Annotated in this window: 22 protein-coding genes; 19 read left to right on the top strand and 3 right to left on the bottom strand. The window is 36.9% G+C overall.

Annotation, left to right across the window (positions count from 1 at the left end; all coding sequences use genetic code 11):
- Positions 1–72: 72 nt before the first annotated feature.
- The 12 genes from ACQKMV_RS17645 to ACQKMV_RS17590 all read left to right on the top strand — a co-directional run bounded on the left by ACQKMV_RS17645 (position 73) and on the right by ACQKMV_RS17590 (position 13037).
- On the top strand, positions 73–633 hold the full coding sequence (locus ACQKMV_RS17645; RefSeq protein WP_427505497.1) for a thioredoxin family protein: 561 nt from the start codon (positions 73–75) through the stop codon (positions 631–633).
- A 130-nt stretch (positions 634–763) separates the two neighbouring features.
- Complete coding sequence (locus ACQKMV_RS17640; RefSeq protein WP_427505495.1) at positions 764–1678, top strand: diacylglycerol kinase; 915 nt, start codon at positions 764–766, stop codon at positions 1676–1678.
- A gap of 397 nt (positions 1679–2075) precedes the next feature.
- On the top strand, positions 2076–3422 hold the full coding sequence (locus ACQKMV_RS17635; RefSeq protein ID WP_427505494.1) for a cytochrome ubiquinol oxidase subunit I: 1347 nt from the start codon (positions 2076–2078) through the stop codon (positions 3420–3422).
- Positions 3419–4444: a cytochrome d ubiquinol oxidase subunit II gene (locus tag ACQKMV_RS17630; RefSeq protein ID WP_427505493.1), complete on the top strand. Its 1026-nt coding sequence runs from the start codon at positions 3419–3421 to the stop codon at positions 4442–4444. The genes ACQKMV_RS17635 and ACQKMV_RS17630 overlap by 4 nt, the downstream gene beginning before the upstream one ends.
- Before the next feature lie 13 nt (positions 4445–4457).
- A complete protein-coding gene (gene cydS, locus ACQKMV_RS17625) occupies positions 4458–4580 on the top strand; it encodes a cytochrome bd oxidase small subunit CydS (protein ID WP_427426530.1) in 123 nt (40 codons plus the stop codon).
- 219 nt (positions 4581–4799) lie between these two features.
- A complete protein-coding gene (gene rlmD / locus ACQKMV_RS17620) occupies positions 4800–6173 on the top strand; it encodes a 23S rRNA (uracil(1939)-C(5))-methyltransferase RlmD (RefSeq protein ID WP_427505491.1) in 1374 nt (457 codons plus the stop codon).
- Positions 6173–6361 carry a hypothetical protein gene (locus ACQKMV_RS17615; protein WP_415732260.1) on the top strand — a complete coding sequence of 63 codons (189 nt, stop codon included), beginning with the start codon at positions 6173–6175 and terminating at the stop codon, positions 6359–6361. The genes rlmD and ACQKMV_RS17615 overlap by 1 nt, the downstream gene beginning before the upstream one ends.
- Before the next feature lie 516 nt (positions 6362–6877).
- Entirely contained in the window at positions 6878–7846 is a 969-nt protein-coding gene (locus ACQKMV_RS17610; protein ID WP_427505529.1) for a tRNA dihydrouridine synthase, read from the top strand.
- Between the two features lie 213 nt (positions 7847–8059).
- Positions 8060–8716: a TetR/AcrR family transcriptional regulator gene (locus tag ACQKMV_RS17605; protein ID WP_427505528.1), complete on the top strand. Its 657-nt coding sequence runs from the start codon at positions 8060–8062 to the stop codon at positions 8714–8716.
- A gap of 12 nt (positions 8717–8728) precedes the next feature.
- Positions 8729–9646, top strand: a complete 918-nt coding sequence (locus ACQKMV_RS17600) for an ATP-binding cassette domain-containing protein (protein WP_427505490.1) — start codon at positions 8729–8731, stop codon at positions 9644–9646.
- Positions 9633–11234 carry an ABC transporter permease gene (locus ACQKMV_RS17595; RefSeq protein WP_427505489.1) on the top strand — a complete coding sequence of 534 codons (1602 nt, stop codon included), beginning with the start codon at positions 9633–9635 and terminating at the stop codon, positions 11232–11234. Before ACQKMV_RS17600 ends, ACQKMV_RS17595 begins: the two co-directional genes overlap by 14 nt.
- 591 nt (positions 11235–11825) lie before the next feature.
- The gene (locus ACQKMV_RS17590; protein WP_427505487.1) at positions 11826–13037 is read left to right on the top strand and encodes an MFS transporter; all 1212 of its coding nucleotides are present in this window, start codon (positions 11826–11828) and stop codon (positions 13035–13037) included.
- Positions 13038–13099: 62 nt separating this feature from the next.
- Here the strand turns inward: ACQKMV_RS17590 and ACQKMV_RS17585 are convergent, their stop codons facing one another.
- A complete protein-coding gene (locus ACQKMV_RS17585) occupies positions 13100–13297 on the bottom strand; it encodes an alpha/beta-type small acid-soluble spore protein (RefSeq protein ID WP_049668804.1) in 198 nt (65 codons plus the stop codon).
- A gap of 207 nt (positions 13298–13504) precedes the next feature.
- Between ACQKMV_RS17585 and ACQKMV_RS17580 the strand changes: the two genes are divergently transcribed.
- The 4 genes from ACQKMV_RS17580 (at position 13505) to ACQKMV_RS17565 (ending at position 16257) form a co-directional block, all read left to right on the top strand.
- Positions 13505–14002, top strand: coding sequence for a DUF1456 family protein (locus ACQKMV_RS17580; RefSeq protein WP_427505486.1), 498 nt, complete (start codon positions 13505–13507; stop codon positions 14000–14002).
- Positions 14003–14326: 324 nt separating this feature from the next.
- Positions 14327–14524 carry a hypothetical protein gene (locus tag ACQKMV_RS17575; RefSeq protein WP_427426544.1) on the top strand — a complete coding sequence of 66 codons (198 nt, stop codon included), beginning with the start codon at positions 14327–14329 and terminating at the stop codon, positions 14522–14524.
- Positions 14525–14635: 111 nt separating this feature from the next.
- Entirely contained in the window at positions 14636–15487 is an 852-nt protein-coding gene (locus ACQKMV_RS17570) for a methyl-accepting chemotaxis protein (protein ID WP_427505485.1), read from the top strand.
- Positions 15488–15573: 86 nt separating this feature from the next.
- Complete coding sequence (locus ACQKMV_RS17565; RefSeq protein WP_427505483.1) at positions 15574–16257, top strand: hypothetical protein; 684 nt, start codon at positions 15574–15576, stop codon at positions 16255–16257.
- Between the two features lie 222 nt (positions 16258–16479).
- Here ACQKMV_RS17565 and ACQKMV_RS17560 read toward each other — a convergent pair whose 3' ends face one another.
- A complete protein-coding gene (locus tag ACQKMV_RS17560; RefSeq protein ID WP_427505481.1) occupies positions 16480–18174 on the bottom strand; it encodes a methyl-accepting chemotaxis protein in 1695 nt (564 codons plus the stop codon).
- A gap of 301 nt (positions 18175–18475) precedes the next feature.
- Positions 18476–19471 (bottom strand): M23 family metallopeptidase, encoded by a 996-nt coding sequence (locus ACQKMV_RS17555; RefSeq protein ID WP_427505479.1) that lies wholly within the window; start codon positions 19469–19471, stop codon positions 18476–18478.
- A gap of 402 nt (positions 19472–19873) precedes the next feature.
- Here ACQKMV_RS17555 and ACQKMV_RS17550 point away from each other — a divergent pair, with 402 nt between their 5' ends.
- The 3 genes from ACQKMV_RS17550 (at position 19874) to ACQKMV_RS17540 (ending at position 24570) form a co-directional block, all read left to right on the top strand.
- On the top strand, positions 19874–21769 hold the full coding sequence (locus ACQKMV_RS17550) for a PrkA family serine protein kinase (protein ID WP_427505526.1): 1896 nt from the start codon (positions 19874–19876) through the stop codon (positions 21767–21769).
- A 212-nt stretch (positions 21770–21981) separates the two neighbouring features.
- A complete protein-coding gene (gene yhbH / locus ACQKMV_RS17545; RefSeq protein ID WP_427505478.1) occupies positions 21982–23139 on the top strand; it encodes a sporulation protein YhbH in 1158 nt (385 codons plus the stop codon).
- A 27-nt stretch (positions 23140–23166) separates the two neighbouring features.
- Positions 23167–24570, top strand: a complete 1404-nt coding sequence (locus ACQKMV_RS17540; RefSeq protein WP_427505477.1) for a SpoVR family protein — start codon at positions 23167–23169, stop codon at positions 24568–24570.
- Positions 24571–24791: the final 221 nt, after the last annotated feature.

Here is a 24791-nt window from a genome sequence, read left to right as displayed (position 1 = left end):
TATAGTTGTCTAAAAAGAGTATTCATAGCAAAATATAGAATAGAACATGATATAACTTTAGGAGGCCTATCAATGAAAACTGAACAACAATATTTCAATGATGCGATTTCGATTCAACAATACATGGAAAATATGACGACGTTAAAAGAGGAAAGCTTCCGTATTTATGATGGCTTCGAAGTGCCACTAAACGATGGTTTTATCGAACTACTAAAGGACAAGCAACCAAAAATTTTAACAATTACTGAGGATTGGTGCGGGGACGCAATGTTAAACAATCCAATTATTCGCCGAGTTGCAGAGGCAGCAGGATTAGAAATGTGCGCAGTACTACGTGATGCTGATACAGATTTAATTGATCGCTATTTAACAAACGGTGGTCGTGCAATTCCGGTTTATATTTTATTAGACGATGCTGGGCAGGTTGTTGGAAAATGGGGACCACGTGCACCAGAATTACAAGAACTAGTAGTGAGTAAACGAGCTACTTTACCTGATAAAGAAGATCCTACATTTGAAGATGCCCAAAAAACGCTATATGCAGAAATTCGTGAAGAGAATATTACGAATAAATCATATTGGACATTTGTTTATGAGGATTTTAAAAAGCAAGTAACAGCTGCATTGCGATAATTGTAAAGCACAAGGCTGCATGTCAGACAATGAGGACATGCCTTGCTTTTGTGGACTATTAGCAATGCAACACTTAAACGTATAATTCGTTTAAAAGAAATAGAATCTTATGAAGCAAAGAAGGTATGTTATGAAACGAGCAAGAATCATTTATAATCCTACATCTGGGCGTGAAGTGTTTAAAAAGCATCTACCAGAAGTATTGGCAAAATTAGAGGTAGCAGGCTATGAGACATCTTGTCACGCAACAACCTGTGAAGGCGATGCAACCATTGCAGCTAAAAATGCAGTTGAACGTGGCTTTGACATAATCATTGCAGTTGGTGGAGATGGCACATTAAATGAAGTTGTTTCAGGTGTGAGTTCATTTGAGAACCGCCCGAAAGTAGGTTTAATTCCAATGGGCACAACGAATGACTTTGCCCGTGCTGTGCATATTCCTCGAAATATTGAAGCTGCCGTTGAGATCATTATTAAAGGCGAAACGTTGCCGGTTGATGTTGGTTTATTAAATGGGGAACGCTATTTCATCAATATTGCCGCTGGCGGACGTATTACAGAGTTAACTTATGAAGTGCCAAGTAAAATGAAAACAATGCTTGGACAGCTAGCTTATTACTTAAAAGCAGTAGAAATGATCCCATCAATTAAAGCTTCCCACATGCGTATCGAATATGATGGTGAAGTTTTTGATGGGGATGCCATGATGTTTTTATGTGGCTTAACAAATTCAGTGGGTGGCTTTGAAAAGCTTGCACCTGACGCAAGTATTAGCGATGGCTACTTTACTTTAATAGTATTGAAAAAAGTAAGCCTGCCTGAATTTATTCAGCTTGCCGCAATGGCATTAAGAGGCGAGCATTTAAATGATGATCGTGTAATTTATAAAAAGGCAAGTGTCGTAAAAGTATCTACTGAAGAAGAAATACATTTAAATTTAGATGGTGAGTATGGTGGGGATGCGCCTGCAACATTTGAAAACTTAAAGCGCCATATTGAAATTTTTGTTCCACTAGCAGATATTCGTGAGGAAGACCGTATGTAACGAACATTAAAACAGGGCTCTCTTCAATTTAGGAGGGAGCCCTGTTTAATTTTATGTGAAAGCATGTTTAATCAATTAGGTATTAATGGGTGAATTACCGCATATACGGATATTTATATCCTTTAATTGGTATTGTGAATGAAATAAGAAAAATGTTTGGCAAATGTGCGTATATTACTTGAACAAAATTTGAAACCTTTATAATAGGCCGAAATTTCGGTCCGTTATAAAGGTTTTTTTCGTTGCAATAGTGGAAAATGGGGAAGAGATAAGGAAAGGAAGTGTGCCTTTGTATAAGTCACAGGAAAGAAAGCTCATTTGGCTAAGCTTTGGTGTTGCAATTATTATGCTACTTTCCATACTTGGAAGAGTATTTGGAGGTTAGGGGGGCAATGAAATGGTGAATGAATCAGCAGTCTTTTGGAGTAGAGCATTAACGGAGCTAACTTTATCGTTCCATATTATTTATGCAACGATTGGTGTTGGTGTCCCGTTAATGATTATGATTGCACAATGGACTGGGTATAAAAAGAATGATGAGCACTATATTTTAATGGCAAGACGTTGGGCACGAGGCTTTGTTATTACTGTTGCAGTCGGAGTTGTAACAGGGACAGCAATTGGCTTACAGTTGTCTTTACTTTGGCCGAATTTTATGCAGCTTGCCGGTCAAACAATTGCATTACCACTTTTCATGGAAACGTTTGCATTTTTCTTTGAAGCCATCTTCCTGGGCATCTACCTATATACTTGGGATCGCTTCGATAGTCAGAAAAAGCATATGTTGCTGTTAATTCCAGTTGCTGTCGGTGCATCTATGTCAGCTGTGTTTATATCAATTGTTAATGCGTTTATGAATGCGCCACAAGGATTTGATATTGTAGACGGTCAGCTAGTGAATATTCAACCTTTTTTAGCAATGTTTAATCCAGCGATGCCGACAAAGGTAGCACACGTTCTCGTAACAGCGTATATGACGTCCGCATTTGTGTTAGCATCCATTGCAGGATATCGTCTACTTAGAGGTTCTAAGCATGTATACCATAAAAAATCTTTATTACTACTTATGAAGATTGGTCTGATTTTCTCCATTGCATCAGCGATTATTGGAGACTTTTCAGGAAAATATTTAGCAGAATATCAGCCAGAAAAACTAGCTGCAGCTGAGTGGCATTTTGAAACGGGAGATAAAGCTTCCCTTATACTATTTGGTGTATTAGATGGGGAAGAAGTAAAATATGCTATCAAAGTACCTTATGCTTTGAGTGTTTTAGCACATAATAATCCAAATGCAGAGGTAATTGGTTTAGATCAATTTGCTAAAGAAGATCGACCACCACTATATATTCATTACCTCTTTGATCTCATGGTGTTTATTGGCATGTTCATGGCATTTGTTTCACTGCTTTATGTAACCGGGAAAGCACGTGATTGGCGGTTTATTCATACACGTTGGTTTAGATGGATTGTTGTTGCAGGTGGACCACTTTCCATTATTGCAATTGAAGCAGGATGGTGGCTTGCTGAAGTGGGACGACAGCCTTGGATCTTATATGGATTAATGCGAACACCAGAAGGGGCCACAACGAGTGACCATGTGGATTTAATGATGCTACTGTTCACTGGTGTGTATGCTGTATTAGCAATAGGAAGTATGGTGGTTTTAGTTCGTATGTTCAAAAAGAATCCAATTGAGCGTGAAATAGAAGATCGCCATGCTGAAAAAGGCGGTGACATCTTATGACGTTAGAGATTTTAGGTATTTCAGTATTATGGATTTTCCTATTTGGCTATGTCATTGTAGCTTCAATCGATTTCGGTGCAGGCTTTTTTAATGCATACAGCCTACTCATCGGAAAAAATCACATTTTAACGAATATTATTAAGCGTTATTTATCGCCTGTTTGGGAAGTAACCAATGTCTTTTTAGTATTCTTCTTTGTTGGGATTGTTGGATTTTTCCCACAAACAGCTTTCTATTATGGAACGATTTTACTTGTCCCAGTTAGTATTTCGCTAGTGCTCCTTGCAATTCGAGGCTCCTACTATGCGTTTGAATCATATGGCACACGTGGACATATTGGTTACACGTTGACGTATGGTATAGCAGGCTTACTTATTCCAGCCTCACTCTCTGTTGTATTCGCGATTGCTGCTGGTGGCTATGTTGATATTGTTGGAGGGCAACCTGTCTTAAACTATTGGACATTGTATACGAGCCCATTTGCTTGGAGTATTGTCGTGTTGAGTATTGCAGCTGTACTTTATATTTCAGCCGTGTTTTTAACTTGGTATGCGCATAAAGCAAAGGATAGGGAAGCATCAAATTTAATGCGAAAATACGCACTTGTTTGGGCGATACCATTAATGGTGAGTGCGCTCGGTATTATGTACGAAATGAAATCCATCAACCCTGAAAGTTACAATCATATGGTTAATTTATGGTGGATGTTTGCCATATCAGCCGTGCTGTTTATTATTACTGTAGTGTTAATATGGATGCGAAAAAATTACGGTCTTGCAGTTGGATTATTGATTGCCCAATTTGCAGTAGCATTCTTCGCATATGGGATCGCTCAATATCCATATTTACTGTATCCGTATTTAACTATTTACGATAGCTTTACAAGTACACAAATGGCAATTGCACTCGTCATAGCATTTATTTTAGGACTGTGTCTACTTGTTCCATCACTATTCTTGTTGTTGAAATTATTCCTCTTCAACAAAAATTATGTGACAGGAAAAGAAGACAATCATGCATAGGAGGGATAAAACTATGGAAAGTTTTTTTATTTTTTATGCGCCATTTATAGTCGTCATCCTTGGATTAGTTGCTGCTTTCTGGTGGGCACCAAGAGATTACCACACAGTGAGGAAAGAGGAGAAGAGCCGCGAATAGCGGCTCTTTTTTCTACTCGTGTATCGTGTAAAGGGGAAGAGGTATCCGTTCGTTCAGTGCTCGAGTACGCGGAGCCGATCACTTTTTTGCATACCCGAGCAGTTCAGAACCAGACCTGATCACATTCTCGACAAGCCCGAGCAGTTAATATGAAGCCTTGTTCTTTTTTCATCCGCCGCAACATGCTACAATAAAGAGATTGAAATGGAGGATGTACGAATGTCAGCACCCGTGAAAAAGAATGACCGACTAACAGTTTATATAGAAGATTTAACACATGATGGCAATGGCGTCGCAAAGGTCGATGGCTATCCATTATTTATCCAAGGTGCACTTCCTAATGAAACGGCGGAAGTACATGTTTTAAAAACGTTAAAAAATTATGGCTTTGCGAAGGTTGTAGAAATTCTTAAGCCATCACCAGATCGTGTAGATGCGCCTTGTGAATATTTCAAGCAATGTGGCGGCTGTCAATTACAGCACTTGTCTTATGAAGGGCAGTTAAAATGGAAAGAAAACATGGTGCGTAATGTCATGCAGCGCATTGGTAAAATTGATGCGCCTGTTCTGCCTGTGAAGGGTATGGAAGAGCCTTGGCATTACCGTAATAAAGCACAAATACCTTTCTCCTCAAATGAAGCAGGACAAGCCATTGCTGGTTTCTACAAAACGAAGTCCCATAGCATTGTGGATATGGAGCGTTGTTTAATTCAGACAGGTGAAGCGGACGCTATTCTTGCAGGCTTGAAAAAGGAACTAGCGACAATAGGTATTCGACCATATAACGAGCTAACAAATGAGGGAATGCTGCGCCACGTAGTTATTCGTAAAGCACGAGCAACTGGTGAAGTTATGGTTGTTCTCGTAACTAAAAAGAGAAAATTCCCGCAAAAAGAAGCCGCGGTTGGAACAATCCAGAAGCTTGTTCCGAATGTAACATCAATTATGCAAAACGTTAATAGCGACAAAACGAACGTTATTTTCGGTGATGAAACCGTGAACCTGTGGGGCAAGGACGTTATTATCGATACAATTGGCGACGTTCGCTTTGAAATTTCAGCCCGTTCATTTTATCAAGTAAACCCTGAACAAACGGAAGTCCTATATAAACAAGCATTAGATTACGCTGACTTACAGGGTGATGAACGAGTAATTGATGCTTACTGTGGAATTGGTACCATCTCATTATTCCTTGCACAAAAAGCAAAGGCTGTTATGGGTGTTGAGATTGTTCCACAAGCTATCGAAGATGCTAAACGCAATGCAGCACTAAATGGCTTTACGAATACGTATTTCGAGACCGGCCCAGCAGAGGAAGTTATTCCACGTTGGTATAAGGAAGGCAAAGAAGCAGACGTCCTAGTAGTTGACCCACCGCGCAAAGGCTGCGATGAGGCGCTTCTAAAAACAATTTTAGAGCAACGTCCAAAGCGTGTTGTTTATGTGTCCTGTAACCCAGCTACATTAGCACGTGACCTCCGAATTTTGGAGGATGGGGGTTATCAAACGCAGGAAATTCAACCTGTAGATATGTTCCCGCATTCGACGCATGTGGAGGTTGTTACGGAACTGACTCTAAAGGAGCGATCATAATGAACGCAGCAAAAAAATGGCTCTCTATCCCGAAGGATATCAGAGAAATGCTCGTGAAAAACGTATTTTGTGGCAATTGTGGTGTAACGGAAATTGTGAAGTACACGATACAAGAGGGAGAAAATGCCCCTGTATTGAAGGGGAAATGCAAGACTTGTGGTAGGAATGTTGCTCGGGTGATTGATTAGTAAATGATAGAACTCTGAAAGGATGGAGTGAATATTCCATCCTTTTTTGTGTAAGCATGGAAGGGTTTTTAGTTGAATCTTATGCTTGAATAGAAGAGGTTACTTTTGATCTATGTGATGAAAATTATACACCTCATAATATTGGTATCAGAACATTATAATAAGTTCAAGAAGGTGGGTTTGATATCAAAGGGTTTATAATTCGATTGCTTTATGATAAATTAACCGTTATCTTGAATTGCTTTTTTATGTTTTTGGAATAAAGTGTCCACTATTCGGGGTTCAGTTCAAAAATCTATGCCATCTGCTTTTTGTTTATAAACATACCATTTAGAATCGATTTTCGTTAAAATAAAAATTTGTAATTTTTACAATTTATAAATGACCAAATGTACTTGTGTTTGATAATAAGTTATTGAACATGATATAAGTGTAAAAGAAGTGGAACATTGGGCTTTATATTTTATGACCAAGAGTTTGAAGTTGTATCCATATTGAGAGGATTTGAGTTTGAAAATGATAGATAATTTTTGGCGTGATTTACCACGACCATTTTTTGTACTTGCACCAATGGAAGATGTGACAGATGTTGTTTTTCGTCACGTAGTAAGTGAAGCAGGTCGACCGGATGTATTTTTTACAGAGTTTACAAACTCGGATAGCTATTGTCATCCAGAGGGCATGAAAAGTGTGCGTGGCCGTTTGATTTTTACAGAAGATGAACAACCAATGGTGGCACATATTTGGGGAGATAATCCCGAATATTTCCGGCAAATGAGTATTGGCATGGCAGAGCTAGGATTTAAAGGCATTGATATTAATATGGGATGCCCTGTACCGAATGTGGCATCGAGAGGGAAGGGTAGTGGCCTTATTTTGCGTTCAGACGTTGCGGCAGAGCTTATTCAAGCAGCAAAAGCGGGCGGACTGCCTGTCAGCGTGAAAACACGACTTGGCTTTAACGATGTAAATGAGTGGGAAGAATGGCTAACGCATATTTTAAAACAGGATATTGCGAACCTTTCTATTCATTTACGTACAAGAAAGGAAATGAGTCAAGTAGATGCGCATTGGGAGCTAATTCCGGAAATCAAAAAATTACGTGACCGTATCGCACCAAACACACTAATAACAATTAATGGTGATATTCCTGACCGTCAAACTGGGCTACAGCTTGCTGAACAATATGGCATTGATGGCGTTATGATCGGGCGAGGTATTTTTAAAAATCCTTTTGCTTTTGAAAAGGAGCCAAGAGAGCATAGCAGTAAAGAGTACCTTGATCTTTTAAGACTGCAGCTTGATCTTCAAGATCAATATGCGGAAGAACTACCACGTTCCATCACAGGGCTTCATCGTTTTTTCAAAATTTATGTTAAGGGATTCCGTGGAGCTGGTGAATTAAGAAATCAATTGATGAATACGAAATCAACAGATGAAGTGCGTGCATTGCTTGATAACTTTGGATCAAACAATGTTGAATGACGATAGATAGCAAAGAGGGGCAAAAAACCCCTCTTTTTTGTTGCCTAATATAGTTTTGTAAAGTACCGTATCTCTTCTTTATCCGTATAAAAGACTAGAGAACTCGGTCAAGAAATTTATACCAGATGATGTAAAAGACAGTGCGACAGGAAGAAAATCATGTCCTTTTTTCCTTTTAATTTTCATTTGACCACAATGGTCATTTTTTGTTAAATTAAATATGACCACATTGGTCATTATAGAAGGGAGATAATTATCATTAATTCCATATTTAACAGCCTAAAAACAGAAAAACAAGAGCGTATTATTAATGCCGCCATAAAAGAATTTGTGCAAAGTGGTTTTGACAAAGCTTCAACAAATGAAATTGTAAAAGAGGCAAGAATCTCCAAAGGTTCATTATTTAATTATTTTAATAGCAAGAAAGATCTTTATATATATTTAATTGAATACTCTATTCAAGTCATTGAGAAAATTTATGGGCATATAGATTTGAATGAAACGGATATATTTATAAGAATTGAGAAATTAGGATTAAAAAAATTGCATATACAAAGAAAATTCCCTCTGGTATTTGATTTTCTTTTTTCTTCAGTCCATGAGGAATCTGATGAGGTGAAGGAGGATATTAAACAAAAAGTTAATTCTATTTTCGAAGAGGGAGTTACAAAAATATATGAGAATATAGACTACTCTAAATTTCGTGAGGACATCGATATTCAAAAAGCGATTGATATTCTTAATTGGACAATGTTCGGATTTGGGGAAAAAGTAATGAATCAATTAAACAGCTTTGAAGAAGTTAGGGAAGAGTATCTCGAAGAATGGGGTAAATATTCCAAGATTCTGAAATATAGTTTTTACAAATAAGGGGGATGGATCATGAGCGTGTTGGAAGTTAGAAATTTAACGAAGAAGTTTGGGAAGGTTACAACTTTAGATGGCGTTAATTTTGAGGTACGGAGTGGGGAAGTTTTTGGATTCATTGGTCCTAATGGAGCTGGCAAATCAACGACGATACGGATATTACTTGGTATTTTAAAGGCGACTGATGGAGAAGTTAAATTATTTGGTAAAGATGCTTGGGATGAAGCAGTGGAAATCCATAAGAGAGTGGCTTATGTACCAGGTGATGTTAATTTATGGCCTAATTTAACAGGTGGAGAGGTAATTGATTTATTTGTTAAATTACGGGGAACCAATAATAAAAGCAGACGAGAAGAATTAATAAAAAAATTTGATTTAGATCCAACAAAGAAATGCCGAACGTATTCTAAGGGAAACCGACAAAAGGTTGCATTAATTGCGGCATTTTCATCAGATGCAGATTTGTATATTTTAGATGAACCAACCTCGGGCCTTGATCCGCTGATGGAACAAGTTTTTCAGGAGTGTGTTAAAGAGGTTAAAAATAAAGGGAAAAGTGTACTTCTTTCAAGTCATATCCTCTCTGAAGTAGAAAAATTGTGTGATAGAGTGGGAATTATTCGACAAGGTAAAATAATAGAAACCGGATCGTTAAATGAACTTCGTCACTTAACAAGAACACATATCCTTGTTGAGACAAAGAAACCTATTTCATCATTAAGTAAGTTACAAGGAATACATGATATAAAAGAAACTAATCAAGGTTTGACCTTTCAAGTTGATACGGAAGAACTGGACAGTGCCATCAGACATATTAGTCAATTTGGAATTGTAAAATTGGAAAGTGCACCACCTACTCTTGAAGATTTATTTATGCGTCACTATGAAAGCAAAAATAATGCAGAAGGGAAGTCCATTAATGAATCAAAATAGATTTGCGAATACAGGTCAACTATCTCGATTAATTTTCCGTTTAGATAGAACAAGAGTTTCATTATGGATAGTTGGAATAACGTTGCTCACATTAATCGTACCTCCTGCTTTTGAAAGTTTATATAAAACGCAACAGGATAGAGATACCGTTACTGAAACAATGGCTAATCCCGCAATAACGGCAATGGTAGGAACTGGTGATTTAAAAAATTATACGATTGGTGCAATGACAGCTCATCAAATGCTCATTATAACTGCGGTAATTGTTGGTTTAATGGCTATTTTACTTGTCACACGACATACAAGAGCAGATGAAGAAGACGGTCTCATTGAAATGATTCGTTCTTTACCATCAGGGCGCCTTTCTTATTTAAATGCATCATTTATTGTAGCAAGTGGTACATTTATAGTTTTAGCATTATTTATAGGATTTGGATTATATGTACTAGGAATTGAAAGTATGGATTTAGAAGGATCCTTACTTTATGGTGCTGCGTTAGGCGGAACGGGGTTCATTTTTGTAGGAGTGACAGCGATTTTTGCCCAACTTTCTGAAAGTTCCCGAGGTACGATTGGATGGTCGGTTGCAGTACTACTTCTTGCTTATCTTTCTAGAGCTATCACTGATATAAGTAATGAACAATTATCATGGCTTTCTCCATTAGGGTGGGTATCGAAAGCAGAAGTATATTCATCTAATAATTGGGGGCCAATATTATTAATGCTGGCTTTTGCTATCCTGTTATTTATAATTGCAATTTACCTAAATAGTATTCGCGATTTAGAACAAGGGTTCATAGCATCAAAACCAGGGAAAAGTAATGCATCTCGCCTTTTACAAAGCCCAATTGGTCTAGCATTTCGATTACAGCGAACAGGCTTTATTGCATGGGCAATTGGCTTATTTATACTTGGAGCATCTTATGGATCTATATTTGGTGATTTGGAATCCTTTTTTAAAGGAAATGAAATGTATCAACAATTGTTGCAGCAAGAAGAAGGTGCATCATTAGTTGAACAATTTATTCCGACATTAATGGTAGTCATCTCCCTAATTGCAACAATTCCTCCTCTCTTGGCTATGAATAAACTTCGTAGCGAAGAAAAAAAGGGGCGTCTGGAGCATTTATTAGGTAGGGCTGTATCGAGGACTAAGCTAATTGGATCATACTTAATACTAGCAATTGTGAATAGTTTTGTGATGATTTCTCTTACTGCAATTGGTCTATGGGCAGCTGGTACAGCAGTTGTAGAACATGGTCTTGAATTCAGCATGGTTTATAGCTCAGCTCTTGTATTTTACCCAGCAATACTTGTCATGATTGGTATCACTGCAGTACTTAATGGATTTTCACCAAGGCTTACCCATTTGATTTGGTTTTATTTAATGTATTCATTTATTGTCCTATATTTAGGAAACTTGATTCAATTTCCTAATTGGTTAGGAAAGCTATCTCCATTTGGTCATGTTCCGCATGTACCTATAGAGGAAGCAACTTTTATGCCATTATTCCTATTAAGTGCAATTGGGGTAGGATTAATGATTATCAGCTTTATTGGTTTTCGAAAGCGTGATATTAAAAATTAGCATTAAAACACAATTCGATGTTCATCCCAAACCACTTTATTGTCTAACTTTTAGGGGTGATCTCAATTTACCTTCGATATTTTTTATCTCTTTTCTTAAAAATACATTGCTTTTTCAATAATAATCTTATAGAATGTAGAACGACATAAATGAACGAAATAAATTTCCTTTAATACGGTCCAGAGAGGCTGAAAAGGGCTACATGATATTTTTAAAGCTAACAATATCTTTGCTTTTGCATGCCCTTTTGTCCTCTGTGACAGAAGGGCTTTTTTATATTCATTCAGCAGAAGGTTCCCACCTTTGAAGGTGGTGAGATGAATGCAGATGTGGTTCCTTTTTAGTGGGTGTCCCAATACCTGCTGAATGAATATAAAGCCTCCGGCGGATGTCACGGATTTTGAAAGGAATGAATTGTGCCCGCACAATTCAAAATCCGGACGCAATTACGCCAAGGCGAAATTGATTTATATACCTCTTTTAAAGGGAGTCCCGTGAGGCTTCAAAAGAGAATGGAAAAGAATTGAATAATCCATTCCCTCAAATAGGCTAAAAGAGATCTTTAACAATGAAAACTGGAGGATAGTAAGAATGGATTATCGTAAGAAAACAGTGGTAGCTTCAGTAGCTGGTTTAACGTTGGAAGGAATGGACATTATGTTTATTTCCTTTGCGATGACAATGATTATTTCGGAATTTAACATTGATCTCGCAACGGGTGGGTTGATATCTTCTATAACGAATATTGGTATGCTGTTGGGTGGTATTATTTTCGGGGTTTTAGCTGATAAGTATGGACGGGTAAAAGTGTTTACTTATACCATCTTGTTGTTTGCAATTGGTACAGCTCTAACTGGATTAGCAACAAATATTGAACAAATTTATATTTATAGATTTATTGCAGGTCTTGGTGCAGGGGGCGAATACGGCATTGGTATGGCGCTTGTTGCCGAGGCTTGGCCGAAGAATAAGCAAGGAAGAGCCTCTTCATATGTTAGTGTAGGTGCTCAATATGGAGTTATTTTAGCAGCATTACTAAGTGCCGTTATTCTTCCTACTTTAGGATGGAGAGCTTTATTCTTTGTTGGTGTGGTACCTGTAATTTTTGCTTTTATTGTACGAAAAAATCTTGAGGAATCACCGGAGTGGTTGGCTGCTCAGAAAAATAAAAAAATCGATAAGCAACATGAAAAAGGTAAGCTGGCACAACTATTTAAAACGCCGCGAACATCGATGACGACCATCACATTAATCGTTATGGCAACAGTTCAAATTGCTGGTTACAATGGCTTAATGATTTGGTTGCCGTCTATGTTGCAAAAATCTCAAGGTCTTTCCGTTTCAAGCTCGGCACTTTGGACAATTAGCACAGCAGTAGGCATGATTATCGGGATGCTAACATTTGGTCGATTTATGGACCGATTTGGAGCAAAGCGTGCATTTGGTTTCTTTTTACTTGCTTCCGCATGTGCTGTGTTTTTATACTCCTATGCCACAGGAAGTGTCGCAATTTTAATCGGTGGTGCGATTGTCGGCTTCTTCTCAAATGGCATGTTCGCAGGGTATGGAGCTTTAATTAGTAGCTTCTATCCGGTGCAAATTCGAAGTACAGCTACAAACACAATTTTTAACTTCGGTAGAGCAATTGGAGGATTTTCACCGATCTTTGTCGGCTATATTCTACAAAGTTATGATATGACAGTCGTAATGATCTACTTAGCTGCCTTATATTGCATTTCCTTTATCGTTATGCTAACTCTAAAAGGGGCAAGCAAGGCTTTACAACCGGTTGAAATTAAATAATGAAAACATGAAAGAACGAATTCCAATTTAAAAAAGGGATTCGTTCTTTTTGAAATTTATTATTATAATAAACCTTTTGAACGTTTTTCAGCCATTTCTACGAGGCGTTTTGTAATTTCTCCTCCGACTGAACCGTTTGCACGAGAAGAGGCTTCTGGCCCTAATTGTACATTAAATTCTTGTGCGATTTCATATTTCAATTGATCAACAGCTTCATGTACACCGGGAACTAGAAGCTTATTTGAACTACGATTAGCCATTTATCTCACCTCCTTGAGATTAGAATGGTCGAGAGTTAGCTAATCATACATGTTAAAAAGTAAAATGCACATTCTAAATACTATAGTAAAGTAACTTTTGGAAAGCTAGCTAAAATTGTGAATGTCTCTGCTATAATAAAGTAATGCTTCAGTTTCGAGGATAGGATTGTTAGAAGCGCTTTTACAGTCAAAATGGAGGTTTTTTAAATGACGAACAATGATATTTTAATTCGTTTAAGATATGCATTAGATATCAAAAATAAAGATATGGTTGAAATTTTTAAGTTAGGCGGCATGGACTTTACGAAGGAAGAAGTATTGAACATGCTTATTAAAGTTAATGATGAGGAAGAAGCACCAGAAGAATACATCAAATGTAATAATAAAATGGTAGAGGCATTTTTAAATGGATTTATTACATTTAAACGAGGGCCGCAAAAGCCTAAGTCTGGTCAGCCAGAAGGACCACTACCTGTTTCTGGGAAAGAAAGCCCTAATAATATGCTATTAAAGAAAGTGAAGATTGCTTTAGCCTTAACGAGTGAGGAGATGCTCGATATTTTATATGACGGAGGCGTTAGCGTTTCGAAAGGCGAATTAGGTGCCATTTTAAGAAGTCCAAGTCATCGTAACTATAAAGAATGTGGCGATCGCTTTGTGAGAAATTTTTTAAGAGGGCTGACATATAAATATAGAGAAGAGTAAAATGGCTCAATATTAAAGTCTGTTCTTTATTAAAAAGAAGCGTTAAGTCGAGACGTCGTCATAGCGTTCTTTCTTGAATAATCAAGTGGAAATTTTAGTGAATAGCCAATATATTAATGATTAACAAAGCAGCTGCGAATTTGTAGCTGCTTTTTTTGAAGGTCTTGCATAAATACCTTTGTTGTGATGAAAATTTTCTACAAAAAGCATTTTTTTCTTAGTTAAATCTAATTGACAACTTGTGACAAAATTGTGTACACTGATATTGACATAAAGTTGTCACAAAGATGGAAAATAAATGTTCACGAACAGAGGGGTGCTTTTATGTTTGGTTTAGACATTTTATTAGTTGCTATCGCATGTGTTACTATCCCACTTGTTGTTGCTTCAGTTATGTTAGATATTTTTTATGCAGAAAAGAAAAAAGTGCGTTTTTCATTACGCCGTACATCTATGTGGTATTCATGCATGTTTGCTTTATCATTCATACCGTCAGTTTTAGTCATGGTACTAAATAGATAACGATCTTTAATATGAATAATCATTTAGGGGTAATTGATTATTTAAAATTATAGTAGCAGCTACAATATTACGTTGTAGCTGTTTTTAATTGCTTTAGGCTATACATCTAATTTGAACGATGTATATGAAGCGGGTGAAATCTTTACTGATTTAGCAGATGAACATATGAAAGCAGCGACAGGCATCCAGCAAATTACTGACTCTGCTAATACAGCTGCTGAATTATCTATTTCTGCTTCTCAAGCTACAGAACGTGGAAATCATGCTGTTCGGCAAGTCATTGCACAAATGGAGTTGATTAATGATTCTGTTGAACAAATAGGGACAACGATAAACGGATTACATATCAATACGAAAAAAATTAGCGATATTGTAAGTCTTATTACAGCAATAGCCGATCAAACAAACCTACTAGCATTGAATGCGGCAATTGAAGCTGCTAGAGCAGGAGAGCATGGGAAAGGCTTCGCTGTTGTCGCTGACGAGGTTAGACGATTAGCGGAACAAACATCACAATCTGCAACGGAAATATACAATTTAATTAGTACAGTCCAAGCTGATTCTAACGCTTCTATCACTGTAATGGAAAAAGGTAAAGAAGATGTAAAGACTGGTATGGAGTTTACAAATGAAGTAGGGGAAATCTTTAAAGAAATACTCGCTTCATCAGAAGAAGTTGCAAGTCAAATTCGTGAAATTTCGGCTGCATCTCAACAAATTTCTGCTTCATCGGAGGAAGTTGCAGCATCTGTCAATAATATTAAGCAATCTACGGAGCAGTCATCTGAATTTTCGTCGAATGTGTCAAATGCAACTCAAGAGCAATTGACCGAACAAGAAAGCTACAATCAAGATATTCTCCATTCTATTTTAAGACTGAACAGAATGGCAGAAGAACTTGAAAAATCCGTTTCAAAGTTTGATGTAGATGCTAGAAACGAAGATAATTCCCATAGAAATTAAGAATGAAAAGATAATCGTTAGAATAAAATTTCTATTAATATGGATGAAATAATCCTATCGATTATCTTTTTGAGGGTGGGATATGGATGAAAACCTTTTTTCTTTTTTTTCTTGGAATGATCTATTTATTACTAGCGAAGTCAGTCGAAACGGCTACATTTAGTAACGTATATTTTTTAATTGGTTTAGGGCTATTAATAGCAGGGGTTATTCGGTATGTGAAAGAGCGATATATCTACTTCAATGAATTAAATGAAATGAAAGAGGTAAGTGAGGAAGAGCTTATGGCTATCCCTCATACACATTGCATCATCTCAAATGATTGTTTAAGTGCTTTATTATTAAATGAACCTTCTAATACACTTTTCCTCGTAAGTCGAGAAGATTTAGAAGAGGAATTGATAAAAAAAGAAATCCCATTCAATAAAATATATGAAGTTGCTATAGTAGAGGACGAAATGTATATTGCAAGGACAAGCAATAACTTAATAAGTGGTTCATTACTTGGTGAAGATATGGATATGGAAGAAGGATTAGATGAAGAGGACCCGGAGTATAACACTGTGTCTCAATTGACATTGAAAATTGTAGCTGATAACCTATCTGACCCTATTCTAGAATATGTTTTTATGGATAATAGTGATCCTATATCCAGAGAAGAGGATGAGTATCAAGAAGCACTAGAGTTATGTGAGGATTGGTTTAAGAAGATCAGTGTTATTATAAAACGTTATGAGCTTGAAAGGGTTCCAATTAGACATTGGCAATAAAATAATATGAAGTAAAGAAAGCTATCTCGAACAAAATGTCGAGATAGCTTTTTAACTTCTAGGATAATTCTAGAGTGACGAGGTGTCACCTCAAAGTGCTCGAGTGAGCTAGAAAAGTGATCCGGTATTACCACGAAGTACTTGGGTACCAAAGAAATCTCCGTTAGAGACTCAAAACGTTTAAGTTCTTCAAACTACTGTATATTAAGAATCATTCGTACTTTAAATTTTAAATTGCTGTAATTGAATATTTAGCTCTTCAGACATACCAGCGAGCTGATTTGCACTCCTTGAAATTTCCTCCATTGTAGCGGCTGTTTCCTCTACAGTTGCTGTTGTTTGTTCTAATCCAGCTGCAGACTCTTGAGAAATAGAAGCCATTTCATCAACAGAGACATTGATAGACTCAGAATTTTGAGCAACTTTATTTAAATTGCTTGAAATGGTATTTATGTTAAGAATCATTTCCTCAACTGCTTCCGAAATTTGTTCAAATGTTTCATTTGTTTGATTTAGTTGGGCGGTTCCTCTTTTTACTTCCTCATAGCCGGATTGCAGAGCGGTTGTTACATTGCCTGTTTCACCTTGAATACGGTTGACGATTGTTGAAATATCAGTAACAGAGAATTGAACTTGTTCTGCAAGCTTACGAACTTCATCGGCAACAACTGCAAAACCTTTACCATGCTCTCCTGCACGAGCTGCTTCGATGGCAGCGTTTAAGGCAAGTAAATTTGTTTGGTTTGAAATATCATCAATGACAGAAACAAGCTTGGAAATTTCAGCAGACTGCACATTTAAGCCTTCAACTTTTTTCACTGAATCTAAAACTATTTCATTAATGGCTGCCATTTGTTGTGTTGATTGTATCATTAAGCCTTTACCTGTAGTTGTTAAATCTTGTACATGACTTGAATGCTCTTTTAATTCAATGCCTTCCTGTGTTGTTTCATGAATACTACGCTGGAAAGAAGCCATGGTTTCGGCTAAATCACCTGCTGTAGATGCTTGTGTTTCTGTGCCAGAGGCCAGCTCCTGCATAGTTACGGTAATTTGTTCTGTACCCGTTTGTACTTCATTAGAAGATTGGGCCAGCTCTTCGCTACTAGCTGCTACTGTTTCGGAAACAGCATGGATTGAGCTTATCGTTTGCTTTAATTTTTCATTCATTTCATTGGCGGAAAGCATTAATTGACCAATCTCATCACGATGAGTTATTGGAAGTAGTTGATGTTGCAAATTACCATCCGCTAATTCACTCATGCGCTTTGAGACAATCGTAATAGGCTTAGAAATATTTCTAGCAGTGACAATGGCAATTAGGACACCTGCGATTGTCAATACTATGCTAACAATTAGTCCAACTGTTTTATTGTTTAAACTAGTTGATACTACGTCATCTCCCACCTTAGTAATGGAATCTGAACGTTTATTGGCCAATTCTTCATATCCATCAAGAACTTCGGTTACGAGATTATTCATAGCTGTTAAATTTTTTAATGCTAAATTTCTATCACCTTTTTTATAAACATCGAATACTTCGGCATTTACGCGATTGCTCCATGTACGTGCCATTTCTACTAGCGCCGCACGCTCAGGCGTATTTTCGTATTTCTCTACAATACTAACACTTTCCTCAGCAATTTGACGATACTCATTAAAAAGTTCTATGTATTTTTCTTCACCAGATACAACATAACTTAAAGCTGCAGAAAGACGAACACTCATAGACATTGCTAAGTTTTTACTTGCAGTTAAGACTTGTAAATCTTCTTTCACTAAATCTTCTGCTTGTTTTTCCATCTTATTATTAGAAATGTAAGTATAGGTTGTAAAACAAACAACTAATACTAATAAAAGAAGAAATGAACTTAATATTCGAGCTTTAAGTGTTTTAAACTGAAAAATACCTTTCATCTTTTCCCACCCTTTATGCTAATTTTCAATGGTCTTTAAAATAAAAATTGTTATAGTACAAATATTATTTTATAACTAAATCTTTATAGAAATAAACCTTTTTAATGTAAATTTTAAAAATAGTTTTATTAGTACAATAACTTTTTGATGTTAATGAGGTAGGTAGTAAAAAATATATGTCTTAAGTGCAATTTTGAATTTTTTTTAATATCTTTAAGTATTTTTTCCTACCTAATGAAAAAGCACTTGCTGCAAAAGTGCACCAAGCGCTCCTAAATGTATCTTCATTCAGCAAAATGTTTTATTGTTTTTCTTTTTTAGCTAGTCGCTCCCATTGTAATAATGATGGATATGGATCAAATGCCCATTCTGTACGTCCATTGAACTTATATATCCCATAGTGAAGATGAGGTGGGAATTTTCCTGATGTCCCTTCTTTACCGTAGCCAGAGCTACCAACATTACCGAGAACAGTCCCAGGTTCGACAAGATCCCCTACTTTAATCTTCTTATTATAACTACCAAGATGGGCATAATAATGATATGAGTTATGATTATCTCGAATTCCTATGCGCCAACCACCAAATTGGTTCCAGCCCTTTACTTCTACCACTCCATAAGAGGTAGAAAGCACAGGAGTACCATAGCTAGCGAAGATATCTGTTCCTTCATGGATGCGGCGTCCCCCCCAGCCCCTATTAGCACCCCATGTACTACGATAGCTATAATCGTAATTAGTAGGAATTGGGAATGTGTGGGCATCGAGATCAGTAGTTTTGAAATGACTATACATTTTGGAAATGGTGAAGATTTGATTTACGGCCTGTTCACTTCCGTAATACTCCCATAAAGCTAATTTAAAATCCTCATCAGTTGTTCCAAATTTACTTAAAAAAGTAGCCATGGAGAATATTGTATCGGCATCATCCTTTGGACTGGCAAATCCATCACCATTGCCGTCTAGCCCCATTCCGCCAAAGTAACTAATTGTATCTGGGCGAATATCATCTCTTACAGGATTTAAAGCACCTGACCAATATTCATCAGAAAATTGAATGGCAATGATACCATCCCGTTTTGGAATATCTTTACGAACTGATTGCAAATTTCGTTCATATTGATCAATGGCTGCTAAGAAATGCCACGGAATGAGTAATTCGTCAAATTGTACGTAATAGGCCATACGTTGCTGCACAATTTCTTCTTGGGTGGGTTCTTCTTTTGCTAAAGCAACAGTGGGGAGAGTATAACTCCACAATAACATCCATGATAAAAGGAATATAAAATGGCGAATCAATAATGGACCTCCTTTCTAAAGTTAGAATAACCGAATTTTTTATCTTCATTCAGCACTTTTTGTGGGAAAACAAAGCGGTAGAAATGAGCAATTTTTGTGAAAAAAATCATCAGATATAACAATAACTGTTTCGAGTAACATTTGTTGAAAATAAGTTGATCTTCGTTCTGGCTGGGCAACTCCTTGGGGGTCAGCGTTAGAGGAACGAAGGATAAAAGAGCCCAGCCGGGACGGAAATCAACCCCTCGTTTTGCCGAAGAGCCATAATTATTTTATCTATTATCCAGCAGGGGAAAATTATAACCAATAAGAAGAAACTTCAACAAAGAAAAAGTATTGGGTATCATAATGTCATTTCCTTCATACTATGTTATAAATCAAGCCCTGAATGGAGGGAAGGCTATCAACATTTTAGATAAAGTGAAAAGCTATCGCGAAGAAGAAAATCGGCTAAAGTGGGAAGGTACATTTGCAGATTACTTAAACATCATCAAGGAAAGACCTGAAGTTGCTCAAACAGCCCATTCACGCGTCTACAATATGATAAAAAGTGCTGGTGTAGAGGAACGCGATGGGCAAAAAATGTATGAATTTTTTGGGCAAGAAATTTTTGGGCTTGAAACAGCAATTGAAAGACTGGTGGAGGAATATTTCCATCCGGCAGCACGAAGATTGGATGTTAGAAAACGTATTTTGTTATTAATGGGACCAGTAAGTGGTGGTAAATCAACAATAGTGACCTTGTTGAAACGCGGACTTGAGCAATTTTCGCGGACAGATGAAGGCGCAGTTTACGCAATTAAGGGATGTCCAATGCATGAGGATCCTCTACATTTAATTCCACATCATTTGCGTAATGATTTTTACGAAGAGTATGGTATACGAATTGAAGGAAGTTTATCGCCTTTAAATACGATGCGTCTTGAAAAGGAGTACGATGGACGCATTGAAAATGTGATGATCGAACGTATTTCTTTTTCTGAAGACAAACGTGTGGGCATAGGAACATTTACGCCATCAGATCCAAAATCGCAGGATATTGCCGATTTAACAGGTAGCATTGATTTCTCGACAATAGGAGAATTTGGTTCAGAATCTGACCCTCGTGCTTATCGTTTTGATGGTGAGCTAAATAAGGCAAACAGAGGTATGATGGAATTCCAAGAAATGTTAAAACTTGATGAAAAATTCTTGTGGAATTTATTGTCTTTAACGCAGGAAGGTAATTTTAAAGCAGGGCGATTTGCATTAATTAGTGCAGATGAGTTAATTGTTGCGCATACAAACGAAACAGAATATCGTTCATTTATTTCAAATAAAAAGAATGAGGCGTTACATTCACGTATTATTGTCATGCCAATTCCGTATAACTTAAAAGTGAGTCAGGAAGAATTGATTTACGAAAAAATGATTAAAGAAAGCGATATGGCACATGTTCATATTGCGCCACATGCATTGAAGGCCGCAGCAATCTTTTCGGTTCTAACAAGACTTGAAGTACCGAAAAAACAAGGTGTGGATCTTATTAAAAAAATGCGACTGTACGACGGAGAAAATGTGGAGGGATTTAATTCCGTTGACTTAGAGGAGCTTAAAAAAGAGTTTCCAAACGAAGGCATGAACGGTATTGATCCACGATATATTATTAATCGTATTTCTTCTGCGATTATCCGAAAAGAGGTACCATCTATTAATGCGTTAGATGTTTTGCGTGCACTAAAGGATGGGCTTGACCAGCATGCTTCCATTTCTCAGGAAGATCGAGAAAAATATATGAACTATATTGCAGTTGCTCGAAGAGAGTATGATGACATTGCCAAAAATGAAGTGCAAAAAGCATTCGTTTATTCGTATGAAGAGTCTGCAAAAACATTGATGAATAATTATCTTGATAATGTAGAGGCGTTTTGTAATAAAAATAAAATTTTCGATCCTTTGACTGGTGAGGAAATGAATCCAGATGAAAAATTAATGCGCTCTATTGAGGAGCAAATTGGCATTTCGGAAAATGCGAAAAAAGCATTCCGTGAAGAGATATTAATTCGTATCTCTGCTTATGCTCGAAAAGGAAAGCGTTTTGACTATAATTCTCATGAAAGATTACGAGAAGCAATACAGAAGAAATTATTTGCGGATCTCAAGGATGTCGTGAAAATTACAACATCCTCAAAAATGCCGGATGAATCACAGCTCAAGAAAATAAATGAAGTTGTAGCAAGACTTGTTGATGAACACGGCTATAATACAACATCTGCTAACGAATTATTGCAATATGTAGGTAGTCTGTTAAATCGTTAGTGGCTTTGACCTATTCAGTGAAACTATAAGACTATTGATAGGAGTGAATAGGAGTGTCCCATTTTAGGGCACTCCTTTTATCTTCATTCACTTATTATTTACCATAAGTGATGTAACCACGAAGTGAAATTGATTTCTCCAAAAAAGTTCAAGAAAGTGATTTACTAGCATAGTATAGAAAAAGCGAATTTGATAGATGGGTGAGGATAAAAATGACTGAAAACGAAAATAAACGTTTTGCCATTTCTCAGGAAAATTGGTCCCTCCATCGTAAAGGGCACCAGGACCAGCAACGGCATATGGAAAAAGTAAAAGATGCTATTAAGAATAATTTACCTGATTTAGTTAGTGAAGAAAGTATTGTCATGTCCAATGGTCGCGAGGTAATTAAAATACCTATACGTTCACTTGATGAATATAAAATTCGATATAACTATGATAACTCCAAACATGTTGGGCAAGGACAAGGAGACAGTAATGTAGGTGATGTGGTTGCGCGTGATGCCAGCAGAGGCAATCAGGCTAATGGTAAAGGAAAAGAAGCTGGTGACAAGCCAGGCCATGATTATTATGAAGCTGAAGTAAGCATTGAAGAGGTTCAAAATGTGTTATTTAACGAGCTTGAGCTACCAAACCTACAGCAGAAAGAAAAAGCGGATATTAAAACGGAAAAAATTGAGTTCAACGATATTCGGAAAAAAGGTTTAATGGGAAATGTCGATAAAAAGCGCACAATTCTCAATGCGCTAAAGCGTAATGCTATGCAAGGAAAAGCAGAAATTACACCAATTCATAATGAGGATCTACGTTATAAAACTTGGGATGCAGTGGAAAAACCTGAATCGAAAGCAGTGGTCCTTGCAATGATGGATACAAGTGGCTCGATGGGCTCCTTCGAAAAATATTGCGCTAGAAGTTTCTTCTTTTGGATGACAAAATTTTTGCGCTCGAAGTATGAAACCGTGGAAATTGAGTTTATTGCACATCACACAGAAGCAAAAGTAGTGACAGAAGAAGAATTTTTCACGAGGGGAGAAAGTGGGGGAACGATTTGTTCATCTGCCTATATAAAAGCATTAGAACTAATTCGAGAAAAGTATAATCCTTCTCGCTATAATATTTATCCAGTACATTTTTCAGATGGTGAAAATATATCAATGGATAATGAAAAGTGCCTGAAACTAGTGGCAGAATTAATGGAAGTATCTAGTATGTTTGGATATGGTGAAGTCAATCAGCATAACCGCTTTTCTACACTTATGTATACTTACAAAAAAGTAGATGACCCCAAATTTAGGTATCATATTATAAGAAAAAAAGGCGATGTATATGATGCCTTAAAGAGCTTTTTCAAAAAAAGTGAATCTTAAATCATGTTCAAAGGAGGGGGCGGAAAAGTGGAAATGAAAGAACTTGAGCGAGCGATTGATGAAATTACAGAAATTGCCTCAAGCTTTGGCTTAGATTTCTTTCCAATGCGCTATGAAATTTGTCCGGCAGATATTATTTATACATTTGGCGCATATGGTATGCCTACTCGATTTTCACATTGGAGCTTCGGTAAACAGTTTCACAAAATGAAGCTCCAATATGATTTAGGGCTAAGTCAAATCTATGAGCTAGTAATTAACTCAAACCCATGTTATGCATTTTTACTCGATACAAATACGTTAACACAAAATAAATTAATTATTGCGCATGTATTGGCGCACTGCGATTTCTTTAAAAATAATGTACGCTTCTCCAATACTAGACGAGACATGGTAGAGAGCATGACTGCAACAGCTGAACGGATAGCTGGCTATGAAAGAGAATATGGAAAGGATGAAGTCGAGCAATTTTTAGATGCGGTTTTAGCGATTCAGGAGCATATCGATCCATCCCTTTTGCGGCCAAAATTGTCTTGGAATACAAAGGATGAATATGAAGAAGATATTCCTCAAGCAAAATCACCGTATGATGATCTATGGAGTTTAGATGATAAGGAAAAAGAGTATAAATCAGTAAGGCGAAAAATAAAGCACTTCCCGCCACAGCCAGAAAAAGATTTATTGCTATTTTTAGAGGAGCATAGTCGAGAGCTTGAGGACTGGCAGCGAGATATATTAACGATGATGCGTGAGGAAATGCTTTATTTTTGGCCACAATTAGAGACAAAAATTATGAATGAGGGCTGGGCTTCCTTTTGGCATCAACGTATAATGCGTGAGCTTAAACTAACAACAGCGGAAACAATTGAATATGCAAAATTAAATGCAGGTGTTGTGCAGCCTTCAAAGACATCTATTAATCCTTATTACCTTGGTGTGAAAATTTTCGAGGATATTGAGGATCGCTATAATCATCCAACGGAAGAGATGAGAAAGCTAGGTGTACAACCGAACTCTGGACGGGAGAAAATGTTTGAGGTTCGAGAGATAGAGTCGGATATATCCTTTATCCGTAACTATTTAACGAAGGATTTAGCAAAGCGAGAGGATCTTTATTTGTTCCAGAAAAAGGGCAATGAATACCGTATTACAGATAAGGAGTATGAAATGGTACGAGATCAGCTCGTATCGATGCGTGTAAACGGGGGATTCCCATATATCTTCGTTAAAAATGGAGATTACCTTCGCAACGGAGAACTCTATTTAGTGCATGGCTATGAGGGAACGGAGCTCGATCCACACTATTTAGAAAACGTTTTGCCATATATTTATCAGCTATGGGGTCGTCCTGTTCATTTAGAAACATATGTGGATGGAAAGCCAATGCTTTATTCCTATGATGGTACAAAAAATTATAAACGCAATGTGTGAGACGTGATTCTTTTGGATAACCAAATCAAAAAACTTCTATCTGTTGGTATGAACTATTTTTACAGATAGAAGTTTTTGCTGTTTCAAAAAAAGGCTTATCGTTATAAAGAGGGTGGTGATTTTCGTTCCTACTGGGCGTGATGAATCTAAATAAACTTTATTCGTTTATATTTTCATCTAGCAATGGAGAGGATTCATTTTCATCTTCACTACTTTCACTA

Source organism: Lysinibacillus sp. NPDC094403, assembly GCF_050278745.1.
In the GTDB taxonomy this organism is placed as follows: Bacteria; Bacillota; Bacilli; order Bacillales_A; family Planococcaceae; genus Lysinibacillus.
This window is presented reverse-complemented; position numbering and strand designations above follow the sequence as displayed.